This window comes from Mesorhizobium sp. M7A.T.Ca.US.000.02.2.1, from assembly GCF_003996995.1.
Classification (GTDB): Bacteria; Pseudomonadota; Alphaproteobacteria; order Rhizobiales; family Rhizobiaceae; genus Mesorhizobium.
The window spans coordinates 1-12,684 of the sequence record NZ_RZTT01000154.1 but is presented as its reverse complement, the minus strand read 5'-3'; the positions used below and the strand labels follow the sequence as shown (position 1 = coordinate 12,684).

Below are 12,684 nucleotides of genomic sequence, written 5' to 3'. Positions count from 1 at the left end.
AGCCTGAGCGCGGTTTCGCGAGGCCGAGAATGGAATTGATCGTCGTAGTCTTGCCCATGCCGTTGCGGCCCATGAGCGCCACGACCTCACCCGCCCTGACGTCGAGCGAGACGCCGAACAGCGCCTGCGATGCGCCGTAGAAGGTTTCGACGCCGTTGAGTTCCAGCAGGCTCACGCAGCTTCTCCGAGATAGGCCCGGCGCACTTCGGGATCGTTGCGGATCTCGTCCACCGTGCCGGTGGCGATGACGCGGCCATAGACGAGGACCGAGATACGGTCGGCAAGCGCGAAGACGGCATCCATGTCGTGCTCGACGAGCAGGATCGGCGCTTCGTGGCGCAGGCCGTCGAGGAATTTCGTCAACGCTTTCGATCCGTCTGGCCCCATGCCGGCCATCGGCTCGTCGAACAAAAAGGCCTTCGATCCAAGGGCCAACGCAATGGCGATTTCGAGTTGACGGCGTTCGCCATGCGACAGCTCAGCGGCTGGCACGTAGGCGCGCCCGGCAAGGCCGACGCGCTCCAGCATCGCCATCGCCGGTTCTGTCAGGCTCTTGTCGCTCATCACGGGGCGTAAGAAGCGGAAGCTCGTTCCCTGGCGTGCCTGCACCGCCAGCATCACATTGCGCAGCGCGGAAAACTCCTGCGCGAGTGATGAGATCTGGAAGCTGCGGCCGAGCCCAAGCCGCCCGCGGGCCGCCATGTCGAGCCCGGCCATATCCTGGCCGAGAAAGCGGATACTGCCGCTGTCTGGCCGGAGCGAGCCCGAGATCTGGTGGATCAGCGTGCTTTTGCCGGCTCCATTGGGGCCGATCAGCGCGTGGATTTCGCCCGGCTTGAGATCGAGGCTGACGCCGTCGGTGGCCTTCAGCGCGCCGAAAGTCTTTTTGAGATCGCGTATTTCGAGGACCAGCTCAGCCATGACGCGCCTCTCCAGCCAAAAGGCCAAGCAGCCCGCCGCGCGCGAACAAAACGACGCCGAGCAGGATCAGGCCAAGGAAGAACTGCCAGCGTTCGGTGAAGCCGCCAAGCGCGAATTCGAACAGCACGTAAAGCATCGCGCCCGCAACCGGGCCGAACAGCCGACCCTTGCCGCCAAGGATGATGAGCACGATCAGCTCGCCCGACATGTGCCAGGACAGCATCGAGGGGCTGACGAAGCGGTTGAGATCGGCAAACAGCGCGCCGGCGAGGCCTGTGACCATGGCAGAGATGGCGAAGGCAACGAGCCTGATGTTGAAGGGTGCGATGCCGACGGCGGACAGCCTTGTCGCGTTCTGCCGTGCCGCCTGCAATGCGGCACCGAAGCGCGATCCGCGCAGCAGCCAGAACAGGCCAAGTGCTGCCATCAGCACGACATAGCAGATCAGGAAATAGGTCAGGGACTGCGCCGTGTTCATACCGGGAAAGCCATTGCGGACATAGATCGACAGCCCGTCCTCGCCGCCATAGGCCGGCCAGGAGATGGCGAAGTAGTAGATCATCTGCGCGAAAGCGAGCGTGATCATGATGAAATAGACGCCCGTCGTGCGCAGGCTGATCGCGCCGATCGGCAAGGCGACAAGGCCGCAAACCAGGATAGCCACCGACCAGATGACCGGCATCGAGGTCGTGCCTTGCAGGCCAAACAACAGCGGTTCGGCGTTGAAGGTATGGGTCGCCAGGATGCCGGCAGCATAGCCGCCAAGGCCGAAGAAGGCGGCGTGGCCAAAGGATACCAGCCCGCCAAGACCAAGCGCGATGTTGAGCCCGACAGCAGCGAGCGCAAGGATCGTAATGCGCGTGGCAAGCGTGACGTAGAATTGCTCGCCCATTGCAGACGCACTGAACGGGATCGCTAGCAGCAGAAGTGCCAGCAGTATATTGATGATGGTTTCGCGGCTCATGGTGGCCCTTACGACTGCGCCGCAAACAGGCCGCTTGGCCTGAAAGCGAGGATCAGGGCCATGACTATGTAGATCAGCATGGAGGCGAGTGAGGCACCGATCAGCCCGGCCTGTGCCGTCGGCATCATCAACGCCAGCGCCTTGGGCAGGAGGAAGCGGCCCATCGTGTCGACGAGGCCGACGAGGATGGCACCGAACAGCGCGCCCTTGATCGAGCCGATGCCGCCGATGACGATGACCACGAAGGCGAGGATGAGTGCTGGCTCGCCCATGCCGACCTGCACCGATTGCAGCGCACCGACCAGCGCGCCGGCAAGGCCGGCAAGGGCAGCACCTAGCGCGAAGACAACAGTGTAGAGCGTGCGGATGTCGACGCCGAGGGCTGCGATCATCTCGCGGTCGGATTCGCCGGCGCGGATGCGCATGCCGAGACGGGTGCGCGAGATCAGCAGATAGAGCCCCACAGCAACGGCGATGCCGACGCCGATAATGGCGAGGCGGTAGAGCTGGTACTGGCCACCGCCGGGCAGGGGCACCGCGCCTTGCAGCAGCGGTGGGATGTCGAGATAAAGCGGAAACGAGCCAGACAGCCAGCGCGTGCCTTCCGAAAAGATCAGGATCAGCGCAAACGTCGCCAGCACCTGGTCAAGATGGTCGCGCTCATAAAGCCTGCGGATGACAACGATCTCCATGACCGCACCGGCGGCTGCCGCAGCGATCAGGCTCGCCACCAGACCGATCCAGAACGAACCAGTGGCGGCGGCGACCGTGGCACAGGCAAAGGCGCCGACCATGTAGAGCGAGCCATGGGCGAGGTTGATCAGGCCCATGACTCCGAAGATCAGCGTCAGGCCGGCGGCCATGAGGAACAGCATCACTCCGAGCTGCAGCCCGTTGAGAAGTTGTTCGATCAGAAGGGCGATGGACAAATGAACGATCCGGACTGTGGTTCAAGGCGGGGAATGCCGAAGCAAGCCGCTGCAAGATACGGCGATGCGGCCTCGCCGCGGCCCCGGCCCCGTCGATGACGAGGCCGGCACTTTAGCAAAGCGGATGCAGCCTTGGGCTACATCTTGCACTGGTCGGCATAGGCGTCCTTGTGGTGTTCGAAGGCGGTGGCGATGATCTTGTTGGTCAAGACATCGCCTTCCTTTACCACCTCACGGACGTAGATGTTCTGGACCGGATGATTGTTGGTGTTGAAGGTGAACTCGCCGCGCACCGACTTGAAATCGGCTGCCTTGAGGGCCGCGCGGAACGCGTCCTTGTCCTTAACACTGGCCTTGGACAGCGCAGACAGGATCAGGTTCGCCGTATCCCAGCTCTGGGCGGCGTAGATTGAGGGCAGGCGATTGTATTCGGCCTTGAAGGCCTCGACGAACTGCTTGTTGGCTTCGTTGTCGAGGTCCCTGGACCAGCTCGCCGAGTTCTTGACGCCAAGGGCTGCGTCGCCAACCGCGGGCAAAATGTCCTGGTCGAAGGAGAAGCCAGGACCCATAACCGGGATGTTCACGCCCGACTGGGCGTACTGCTTCATGAAGGAAATGCCCATGCCGCCAGGCAGGAAGAAGAACACCGAGTCGGCACCGGAATCGCGGATCTGGGCGATCTCGGCGGCGTAGTCGGCCTGGCCGATCTGGGTGTAGGCCTCGCCTGCCAGCTCGCCCTTGTAGTAGCGCTTGAAGCCGGTCAGCGAATCCTTGCCAGCCGGGTAGTTGGGCGCGAGGATGAAGGTCTTCTTGTAGTCCTTGTTGGCGTACTGACCCATCGCCTCATGGAAATTGTCGTTCTGGTAGGCGACGTTGAAATAGTTCTTGTTGCACTTGGCGCCGGCAAGCGCCGACGGGCCGGCATTGGGCGACAGATAGATGACGTCCTGCGCCACCGCGTTGGGCACCACCGCCATCGCCAGGTTCGACCAGATGATGCCGGTGAGCAGGTCGACCTTGTCGCTCTGGATCATCTTTTCGGCGAGCTGCACCGCGATCTCGGGCTTCTGGGCATCGTCTTCGATGACCAGCTCGACATCCTTGTTGCCGGACTGTTTCATCGCCAGCGTAAAGGCATCGCGCATGTCGACGCCGAGACCCGCACCGCCGCCCGAAAGCGTGGTGATGACGCCGATCTTGACGGGTTCGGCATAGGCAAGGCCAGATGTGGCCAGCGACAAAGCGAACATGCTGGATGCCAGGATATTCTTCATTTTTCTCTCCTTCCCAGTGTTTTCAATATAGATAAAATAGCTTTAGAGCCGGGTGCGAACTTTCCAGAGTTCAGTGAACAGTTCAACCTCCAGCATCTCTTCAGATACGAAGCGCCCGACGTGCCGCCGGTGCTGCGTTTCATGCCGATGATGCGTTCGACTGTGGTGACATGATTGAAGCGCCAGCGCCCGGCCATTGCCGATCGGCGCGGTGTGGTCACCCAGACCCTTTTCGACCAGACGTCGGTCAGTTCGACACCGGCATTAAGGTATTCGGGGTAGTCGAAGCCATCGAGCAGGAAGTTCGGCCACTGTTCCTCGGGCGGAAGGTTGTCGCGCGTGAAAGTGTCGATATGCGCTGACGGTCCAAGCATTCTGCGGCTGTCCCCTAGATGCTCGTTGCCACGGTCTTGTCGCCGTGCGTGTGTTTGAATACGCAACTTGCGGGGAGGCTTTGCGCCGACGCCGGGCTGGTCATCCGGCATATGCGGCAGCACCCGGCGCGATCGATATGCGACCGGCATTTGGCACAGCGAGACCTCCCACGCTCTCGACTGACGATTGAGAATTGCACCAGACCAAATTTATTTCAAGCCTAAAGTTTTTAGCCCTGCCCGAGCGTTGGTGCACAAATGCGGCATGTTCGGCATCTTCGGCAAGCTCTTTGGAAAACATCGTTTTTCGCCGAACGTCTCGCCGTCGAAAACCTGGGAAGGCCTGATCGGCACGCCCTTCTCGCCGCTGCAGGCGGCGGACGTGGCCTTCGTCGCCTGCTCGATGGGATTTCTTGGCGGGTTGGTCGCCTCGGCCATCAAGCACGACCAGGGCGTCAAGGACTGGGGCCATCTGATCGAAGGCCATGGCGGCATGATGGACCGCACCGACAAGCCTGGTCTTCGCCGCGCCTGTCTTCTTTCACATTGTGCGCTATTTCTGGACGGTCTGAGCCGGCGGCCTCTTGCCCGCCGCGATCAGACCCGGATCAGCATAGTGACGACCAGAACCACGCTATTTGGCGCGTTTCCTGACATACAGTTCCAGCTTATGGCGGACGATTTCGAAGCCAAGCTCCGACGCTATCTCGGCCTGCAGTTTCTCGATTTTGTCGGAACGGAACTCGATCACCTGACCGGTGTCGAGGTCGATGAGATGGTCGTGATGTTCACGGTCCGCGTTTTCGAACCGGGCGCGGCCCTCGTCGAAGGCATGACGCTGGATGGCACCTTTCTCCTCCAGGAGCCGCAACGTCCGGTAGACGGTCGACAAGGAAATGCTGCCGTCGATCTGGTGGGCACGAGAATACAATTCGTTCGCGTCCGGATGGTCGTGCGCATCCGCCAGCAGCCGCAAGATCACCTTGCGTTGTTCGGTCATCCGGACACCGGCGGCTTTCAAATTGCTCCGGAATCGCTCGAAAAGGTCGTTATCCGCTTTCATCCGCCATACTTAGCCGCGTTGCCACGCGACTGCAATTAGCTACTTGCAAATCAGTTGCAACTGCAATATTAGATGCAAATCAAACGCATTAGCATGACGTGAGCGGCGCATGGGCGACGATCAACTCCAGTCGAAAGGCATCCGATGACTGTTTCTGCTTCCCCAACCCGCAGGACGATGCTGCGGGCGCTTGGGGGCCTTGTGGCCATCGGTTTTGCGACGATGGCGAGCCTCGTTCCGGTCATGGCACAGGAGACCCAGCCTGCGGCAGGGAAGGTTCTGCGCGTCGTGACGACGTTCACGATCATCCAGGATATCGCGCAAAACGTAGCCGGGACCGCGGCAATCGTAGAGTCGGTGACCAAGCCCGGCGCCGAAATCCACGACTATCAGCCGACGCCGCTCGACGTGGTGAAGGCGCAATCGGCCGACCTCGTGCTCTGGAACGGCATGAACCTCGAACGCTGGTTCGAGAAATTCTTCGACAACGTGAAGAACGTGCCGAGCGCCGTCGTCACGGACGGTGTCGAGCCGATGGGGATCAAGGAGGGGCCCTACGAAGGCAAGCCCAATCCGCATGCGTGGATGTCGCCGAAGAACGCCCTCATCTATGTCGAGAACATCCGCAAGGCGCTGTCCAAGGCGGATCCGGCAAACGCCCAGGTCTATGCCGCCAATGCCGCCGCCTATTCGGAAAAGATCAAGGCAATCGACGAGCCCATGCGCAAGCGCCTGTCGGCGATCCCCACGGACCAACGCTGGCTGGTTACAAGCGAAGGCGCTTTCAGCTACCTGGCACGCGACTTCGATCTGCGCGAAGCCTATCTGTGGCCGATCAACGCCGACCAGCAAGGCACTCCGCAACAGGCGCGCAAGCTCATCGACCTGGTGCGCGAGAACAAGATTCCGGTGGTGTTCAGCGAAAGCACCATTTCGGACAAGGCGGCCAAGCAAGTCGCGCGAGAAACCGGAGCCACCTATGGAGGCGTTCTCTACGTCGATTCGCTGAGCGAGGAAGACGGCCCGGTTCCGACCTATCTGAAGCTTCTCGAAACCACCGTCGAGACTATCGTCCAGGGGTTCGGCGGGTGACCGGGGTTCGCACCGCGCTCGCTCCGGACAGCGTCCAGGGCAGCCCTGATCGAACATCGACCGGTAGCGGCCGGGTCGTTGCCTCCATCGACGTGGACGACGTCACCGTCAGCTATTCAAGCGGGGTCCCGGCCGTACACTCCGCCTCTTTCAGACTCGGCGCCTCCACCATATGCGCGCTGGTCGGCGTCAACGGCTCCGGCAAATCGACGCTGTTCAAGGCGCTGATGGGCTTCCTGACGCCGTCGACCGGAACAGTGCTTATCGCCGGATTGCCGGTCCACGCAGCGCTGAAGCGCGGCCTGGTAGCGTATGTGCCGCAGAGCGAGGATGTCGACTGGAACTTTCCGGTGCTGGTGGAAGATGTCGTCATGATGGGCCGCTATGGCCACATGAATTTTCTGCGTATCCCAGGCAGAGCCGATCGCATGGCGGTCGACGCGGCGCTGGAACGGGTCGGCATGACCGATTTTCGCAAGCGCCAGATCGGCGAACTGAGCGGCGGCCAGAAGAAGCGTGTGTTCCTGGCGCGCGCTCTGGCGCAGGGCGGCGAAATCATCCTGCTCGACGAGCCGTTCACCGGCGTCGACGTGCAGACCGAAGCAGCGATCATCGATCTCCTTCGGTCGATGCGCGACGACGGCAAGCTGATGTTGGTGTCGACGCACAATCTCGGCAGCATCGTCAATTTCTGCGACCATGTCGTCATCTTCAACAAGACGGTGCTGGCCTTCGGACCGACAGAGACAACGTTTACGCAAGCCAATCTTGCGAAAGCTTTTGGCGGCGTGCTGAGGCATCTACGCCTCGGCGGCGCCGATCTTCACGACGACCCCGACGCTCGCCACCTGACCGTGCTGACCGATGACGAGCGCCCTCTGGTGCTTTACGGCGAGCGCGATCAAGAGAAGATGATGAAGCCCGACAGCGGATCGCCAGCCCCGTGATTGACATCCTGCTGGAACCCTTCACCTACAACTACATGGCCAAGGCCATCTGGGTCAGCGCCCTGGTCGGCATGGTCTGCGCGTTCCTGTCCTGCTATCTCATACTCAAGGGCTGGGCCCTGATGGGCGACGCGCTTGCCCACTCGGTGGTGCCGGGCGTTGCGGCCGCCTACATGCTGGCCCTTCCCTATGCCGCCGGCGCATTCGCCTCCGGCCTCATCGCTGCACTCGGCATCACCTTGGTGCGGCGCGTGACGCAACTTCGCGAGGACGCCGTGATCGGCCTTGTCTTTACAACGCTGTTCGCTGGCGGGCTGCTGATTGCGTCGATCAGTCCGACCTCCGTAAACATCCAGTCCATCGTACTCGGCAACATCCTCGCAATCTCCGACGAGGATGTAACCCAGGTCATCCTCATCGCAGCGGTTTCGCTGGCTGTATTGGGGCTTCGATGGAAGGATATGATGCTGGTGTTCTTCGATGAGAACCATGCGCGCGGCGTCGGCCTGAATCCGTGGCGGTTGCGGGTCCTGTTCTTCGTGCTGCTCAGCGCCTGCATCGTCGCCGCGCTCCAGACCGTCGGCGCGATCCTCGTGATCGCGATGGTGGTAACGCCTGGCGCCACCGCCTACCTGCTTACCGATCGGTTCGGCGTCATGATCCTGCTCGCGATGGCGATCGGCGCGGCGACGAGCGCGGTCGGCGCCTATCTCAGCTTCTTTCTCGATGGCGCGACTGGCGGACTGATCGTGGTGCTGCAGACCGTGGTCTTTCTGACTGCCTTCGTCTTCGCACCCAAACATGGCCGTCTCGCCGCGCGCCGGGCGGCACGTGCCGCATCCCAGGTCGCGTCATGATGACAATCTGGTCCTGGATCGCCGAACCGCTCAGCCATGAGTTCATGCGTCGCGGTCTCACCGTCGCCATTCTGGTCGGCGCCATCTGCGCGGTGTTGTCCTGCTATCTCGTCCTGAAGGGCTGGTCGCTGATGGGCGACGCCGTTTCGCATGCCGTGCTTCCGGGTATTGTGCTCGCCTATATCGCCGGGATCCCGCTTGCCTTCGGCGCATTCGTGGCAGGGCTTGGCTGCGCGCTGGCGACGGGCTACCTCAAGCAGCACAGCCGGATCAAGGAGGACGCAGTCATGGGCATCGTCTTCTCAGGCATGTTCGCGTTTGGCCTGGTTCTGTTCGTCAAGGTCGAGACCGACCAGCATCTCAATCATATCCTGTTCGGCAATATGCTCGGCGTCCAGTGGCGCGACGTGATCGAGGCGGCGATCATCGTCGTGCCGGCGATCCTCATCGTTCTGGCAAAACGCAAGGATCTGCTGCTCTATTGTTTCGATCCGGCCCATGCGCGCGCGATCGGCCTGCCCGTCAATCTGCTGCATTTCGGGCTGTTGACGCTGCTCGCGTTGACCATCGTGGCCTCGCTGAAGGCTGTCGGGATCATCCTTGTCATCGCCATGCTGATCGCGCCGGGAGCGATCGGTTTTCTTTTGACGAAGAGCTTTGAGCGTATGCTCGCCATTGCTGCCGCGGCCGCCATCGGGTCGAGCGTCGTGGGAACGATCCTCAGCTATCACATCGACGCAGCCACGGGCCCGACGATCGTCGTGGTTCAGGCCGGCGTTTTTTTGCTTGCCCTGTTCCAGTCGAAGCGCCCAAAGCAACAGGTGCAACTGGGCATTTCGGGAGAGTAATCGCGGCGCTGGCCCCGGCCGAGGCCGCACTCAAAGCCGGTTGCGGATGAGCATGGTGACGACGAAGAACGCGCCGACCGAGCTGGTGATGATGCCGATCGGCAGTTCCTGCGGCGGCAGCAGCGTTCGAGCCAGAAGGTCGCTGGCCAGCAACAGCACCGCGCCGAAGACGGCACAGCTGGCAACCAGGCGCAGATGCAAGGGACCCGCCAGCGGCCGCGACAGATGCGGGATCATCAGCCCGACGAAGCCGATGACGCCGGCGACCGAAACAAGGATCGCCGTCGAGAAGGCGGCGACGAGAAACGTCGTCCGGCGCATCCGCGCCACCGGCACGCCAAGGCTTTCGGCGGCATTTTCGCCGGCCAGGAAAGCATCGAGCCGGCGGTGGTTCCACAGCGCGTAAACCAGAATGGTGCCTGCTCCCAGCGCGCCCAGCCAGATATTGTCCCAGCGCGCCAGGCCGAGACCGCCCATTGTCCAGAACAGCACGGAGTGGGCGGCCCGCTGATCGCCGGCAAAGACAAGATAGTTTGTCAAGGCGGTGAACATGAAGGACACGGCCAGGCCGGCAAGGATCAGCCGCTCCGGGCCTTGCCCCCTCACCCGCGCAACCAGCAGCAGGACGACACCGGCAGCCAATATGCCGCCGGTGAAGGCCGCGACCGGCAATGTCCAGATGCCGAAACTGTCTCCGAAGACGGTGATGACGGAAACCGCACCCGCGGCGGCGCCCGACGACAGGCCGAACAGGAACGGGTCGGCAAGGTCGTTGCGGGTCACCGTCTGCAGCAGCGCACCGACGACGCCGAGACCGGCCCCGACGCAGATGGCCAGGACCGTGCGCGGCAGCCGCAGATCGACGACGATCTTGCCGACCGGCCCGGACACGTCGTGCCCACTGAAGCCGATTGCGCGGCCAAGTGCTGCAACAACGTCGGCCAACGGGATCAGCGTCGAGCCATAGGCGATCGACAGCAATGCGAGAGCAGCGATCGCCGCCGCTCCCACCAGCATGGCCAGTGCGAATGCCGGATGGCGCAAACCTGGAGATGCGTCGTGTCTGTCAGGACGCGTGCGACGCACTTCCAGGATCTTTTGCTCATGCATGTCGTTGCCCCAAAACCGCTGCGCACTTTTGGGCGACAGGCATCAAAACGCTTCCGGATGCATGGCCTTGGCGATTTTGTCGATCGCTTCGATATTGGCGGGTCCGGGTGTCAGTTCGGCATAGCGCAGGGCGACGAAGCGCTCGTTCTTGACCGCGTCCGTCTCTTTCATGGCCGGATGGACCTTCAGGAAATCGAGCAGCTTCTTGTAGCCGCCGCCATCCTGGTAATCGAGCAGGATGAGGAATTGCGGATTGCGCGACGCCACCGTTTCCCAGTCCGTGTTGCCCCAGCTGGTGTCCATGTCGGCCATGATGTTGTCGCCGCCGGCGGCTGATATCATGGCGCTGGGGATGGCGAACTTGCCTGCGGTGAACGGTTTGTCCTCGCCGGAATCATAGAGAAACACTCGCGTTGCCTTGCCGTTGCCGACCTTGGCGGTGATGTCGGCGAGCCGCGTCTTCCAGCCGGCAACAAGCTTCTCCGCCTCGGCCTCCTTGCCGAAGATCTTGCCCAGCTTTTCGACGTCGCCATAGAGCAGGTCCATCGAGGCGGCTGGACGGCTCTTGTCGAGATGCACGCAGCTTTCCGTCAGCACCAGCGTCTTGATGCCGTGCGGAGCAAGCGTATCGGGTGTCACCTCGCCGCCCGGCTTCATGCCGTAATACCAGCCGGCGAAGAAGAAATCCGGCTCGACCGCGACGAGGTTTTCGAGCGTCGGATATTTCGGCGCCAGTTCCGGGATCGAACCCTGCTCGGCCTTGAATTCGGGACCCACCTTGTACCATCCGGTGATGCCGGTCAGGCCGACGATCGACGGCTGCAGTTTCAGCGCGAAAGCCATCTCGGCCATGTTGAGATCCTGGATGACGGCGCGCTTCGGCGGCGCATCGAAGGTCAGCGGCTTGCCGCAGCTGTCGACCGTGACCGGGAAGGCCAGGGCTGTCGAGGCCAGCAGCGAGAAGACAAGCGAAAAGGCCAGGCGTTTCACGGGTTTGCTCCTTGTGGATGGGATTGGGTCGACTACGAAATGGCTTCAATCACGTCGGCGGCGCGGCACGGTTCGGCACATCGAACACCGTCAGTTCGCGGTCTTCGGTCGGATGGCGCAGACGCAGCACATCGATGCCGAAAATCTCGCGGATCAGCTTTTGGGTCAGCGCTTCGCGCGGTGCGGCGAGCGCTTGCAGACGGGCATGGTTCATCACCGCCACCCTGGTGGCGAACGGTGCCACCAGCGCCAGATCGTGCAGCACCGCGATCACCGTCATCTCGAAGCCTGCCACGAGGTCGAGCAGTTCGCCGCGGGCGCGCGGGTCGAGATGGTTGGTCGGCTCGTCGAGGAACAGGATCTTTGGGTGCTGGGCGATGGCGCGTGCCAGTTGGGCGCGCTGGCGCTCGCCGCCCGACAGCGAGCCGATGGTGCGGCCAAATAGCGGCAGCAGGCCGCTCCGGCGCAGCGCCTCGGCGACAATGTCGCGTTCCTCGCTCTTGCGCCGCAGCCCGGCATGCGGGACGCGGCCAAGCTCGACATAGTCGATCAGCGCCAGCCGCGGATCGGGCTGGTCGGTCTGGCCGACCACGGCAATGTGCAGCGCCCGTTCGGCGGCTGAAATCCTGTCCAGGCGGCGCCCGCCGAGCTTCACCTCGCCGGAGCTCGGCCGCAGCATGCCCGACAGCATGCGCAGCAGCGTCGTCTTGCCGGCGCCGTTGGGACCGATGATGGCAAGGCGATCGCCGGCGGCCACCGAGAAGCTGACCGCCTGAACCAGATCCCGCCCATTCGCCGTGACGCAGAGGTCACGGGCTTCGAGAAGCGCTACGGTCATCGGCTGCTGCCCGCCGGCTTGCCGGGACGGCAAAGCATATATACGACGATGCGATGGATGGAGCCGTCCAACTTTCCGTCACTTTCCAAAACTGGCGACGGAAGGAAGCTGGCGAACCGGCCGACAAGACCGGGATTCGCGTTTCCTCCCGGCACACCCCGTCCGGTCAACTCAGTGATGGCAGGTCTCCTGGCTCACGGGTCGTTGCGCCATCCAGCCTTCCCAGCCTTGCCGGCCAGTGGCATTCACGGATTTTGCTCGCCGCTTACAGTTGCGGGGGCAGCCACGGTCTCGACCTGAGCAGGCCTCACCGCGTTCCCTTTTCACCCCTCGCCTTTCGACTCGGGGACCATCACCGCTTCAGCGTAGATTTGCGCCGATCGCTTCGCAATGGATTTCTCGGACGGAGTGGTGGGCCAGCTAAGGGAAACAGGCATCGCATGCTCTCTTTATGTAATAATATAACATGCCTAAGAG

General features: G+C 62.4%; 13 protein-coding genes, 3 pseudogenes and 1 riboswitch. Of the genes and pseudogenes, 5 read left to right on the top strand and 11 right to left on the bottom strand.

What is annotated here, in order from left to right; genetic code table 11:
* From EOD15_RS16355 to EOD15_RS16325, 7 genes and pseudogenes are all read right to left on the bottom strand, one after another.
* A partial coding sequence (locus EOD15_RS16355; RefSeq protein WP_127408631.1) for an ATP-binding cassette domain-containing protein occupies positions 1–175 on the bottom strand: 175 nt, incomplete at its 3' end.
* The gene (locus tag EOD15_RS16350; RefSeq protein WP_127321152.1) at positions 172–921 is read right to left on the bottom strand and encodes an ABC transporter ATP-binding protein; all 750 of its coding nucleotides are present in this window, start codon (positions 919–921) and stop codon (positions 172–174) included. The genes EOD15_RS16355 and EOD15_RS16350, both read right to left, overlap by 4 nt.
* Entirely contained in the window at positions 914–1,885 is a 972-nt protein-coding gene (locus EOD15_RS16345) for a branched-chain amino acid ABC transporter permease (RefSeq protein ID WP_127321153.1), read from the bottom strand. Before EOD15_RS16345 ends, EOD15_RS16350 begins: the two co-directional genes overlap by 8 nt.
* Positions 1,886–1,893: 8 nt before the next feature.
* Positions 1,894–2,814, bottom strand: coding sequence for a branched-chain amino acid ABC transporter permease (locus EOD15_RS16340; protein ID WP_127270515.1), 921 nt, complete (start codon positions 2,812–2,814; stop codon positions 1,894–1,896).
* Between the two features lie 137 nt (positions 2,815–2,951).
* Positions 2,952–4,088: an ABC transporter substrate-binding protein gene (locus EOD15_RS16335; protein ID WP_127270513.1), complete on the bottom strand. Its 1,137-nt coding sequence runs from the start codon at positions 4,086–4,088 to the stop codon at positions 2,952–2,954.
* Between the two features lie 42 nt (positions 4,089–4,130).
* Positions 4,131–4,276: pseudogene (locus EOD15_RS16330) on the bottom strand (tryptophan 2,3-dioxygenase family protein); the annotation flags it as partial.
* A gap of 1 nt (position 4,277) precedes the next feature.
* A pseudogene (locus EOD15_RS16325) lies at positions 4,278–4,462 on the bottom strand (2-aminobenzoate-CoA ligase); the annotation flags it as partial.
* A 274-nt stretch (positions 4,463–4,736) separates the two neighbouring features.
* Between EOD15_RS16325 and EOD15_RS16320 the strand changes: the two are divergent.
* Positions 4,737–5,034, top strand: a pseudogene (locus tag EOD15_RS16320) (phosphatidate cytidylyltransferase); the annotation flags it as partial.
* 62 nt (positions 5,035–5,096) lie between these two features.
* Here the strand turns inward: EOD15_RS16320 and EOD15_RS16315 are convergent.
* Positions 5,097–5,525 carry a Fur family transcriptional regulator gene (locus tag EOD15_RS16315; protein WP_023813521.1) on the bottom strand — a complete coding sequence of 143 codons (429 nt, stop codon included), beginning with the start codon at positions 5,523–5,525 and terminating at the stop codon, positions 5,097–5,099.
* 222 nt (positions 5,526–5,747) lie between these two features.
* Between EOD15_RS16315 and EOD15_RS16310 the strand changes: the two genes are divergently transcribed.
* The 4 genes from EOD15_RS16310 to EOD15_RS16295 all read left to right on the top strand — a co-directional run bounded on the left by EOD15_RS16310 (position 5,748) and on the right by EOD15_RS16295 (position 9,269).
* On the top strand, positions 5,748–6,617 hold the full coding sequence (locus EOD15_RS16310) for a metal ABC transporter substrate-binding protein (protein WP_127267059.1): 870 nt from the start codon (positions 5,748–5,750) through the stop codon (positions 6,615–6,617).
* 86 nt (positions 6,618–6,703) lie between these two features.
* Positions 6,704–7,564 carry a manganese/iron ABC transporter ATP-binding protein gene (locus EOD15_RS16305; RefSeq protein WP_206523058.1) on the top strand — a complete coding sequence of 287 codons (861 nt, stop codon included), beginning with the start codon at positions 6,704–6,706 and terminating at the stop codon, positions 7,562–7,564.
* Entirely contained in the window at positions 7,561–8,421 is an 861-nt protein-coding gene (locus tag EOD15_RS16300) for a metal ABC transporter permease (RefSeq protein WP_127267054.1), read from the top strand. Before EOD15_RS16305 ends, EOD15_RS16300 begins: the two co-directional genes overlap by 4 nt.
* A complete protein-coding gene (locus tag EOD15_RS16295) occupies positions 8,418–9,269 on the top strand; it encodes a metal ABC transporter permease (protein WP_127267055.1) in 852 nt (283 codons plus the stop codon). Before EOD15_RS16300 ends, EOD15_RS16295 begins: the two co-directional genes overlap by 4 nt.
* Before the next feature lie 30 nt (positions 9,270–9,299).
* Here the strand turns inward: EOD15_RS16295 and EOD15_RS16290 are convergent, their stop codons facing one another.
* The 3 genes from EOD15_RS16290 to EOD15_RS16280 form a co-directional block, all read right to left on the bottom strand.
* Positions 9,300–10,286 carry an iron ABC transporter permease gene (locus EOD15_RS16290; RefSeq protein ID WP_127322851.1) on the bottom strand — a complete coding sequence of 329 codons (987 nt, stop codon included), beginning with the start codon at positions 10,284–10,286 and terminating at the stop codon, positions 9,300–9,302.
* 135 nt (positions 10,287–10,421) lie between these two features.
* Entirely contained in the window at positions 10,422–11,369 is a 948-nt protein-coding gene (locus EOD15_RS16285) for an ABC transporter substrate-binding protein (RefSeq protein WP_127331508.1), read from the bottom strand.
* A gap of 49 nt (positions 11,370–11,418) precedes the next feature.
* The gene (locus EOD15_RS16280; protein ID WP_127322854.1) at positions 11,419–12,207 is read right to left on the bottom strand and encodes an ABC transporter ATP-binding protein; all 789 of its coding nucleotides are present in this window, start codon (positions 12,205–12,207) and stop codon (positions 11,419–11,421) included.
* 161 nt (positions 12,208–12,368) lie between these two features.
* Positions 12,369–12,576, bottom strand: a riboswitch (cobalamin riboswitch).
* Positions 12,577–12,684 lie beyond the last annotated feature (108 nt).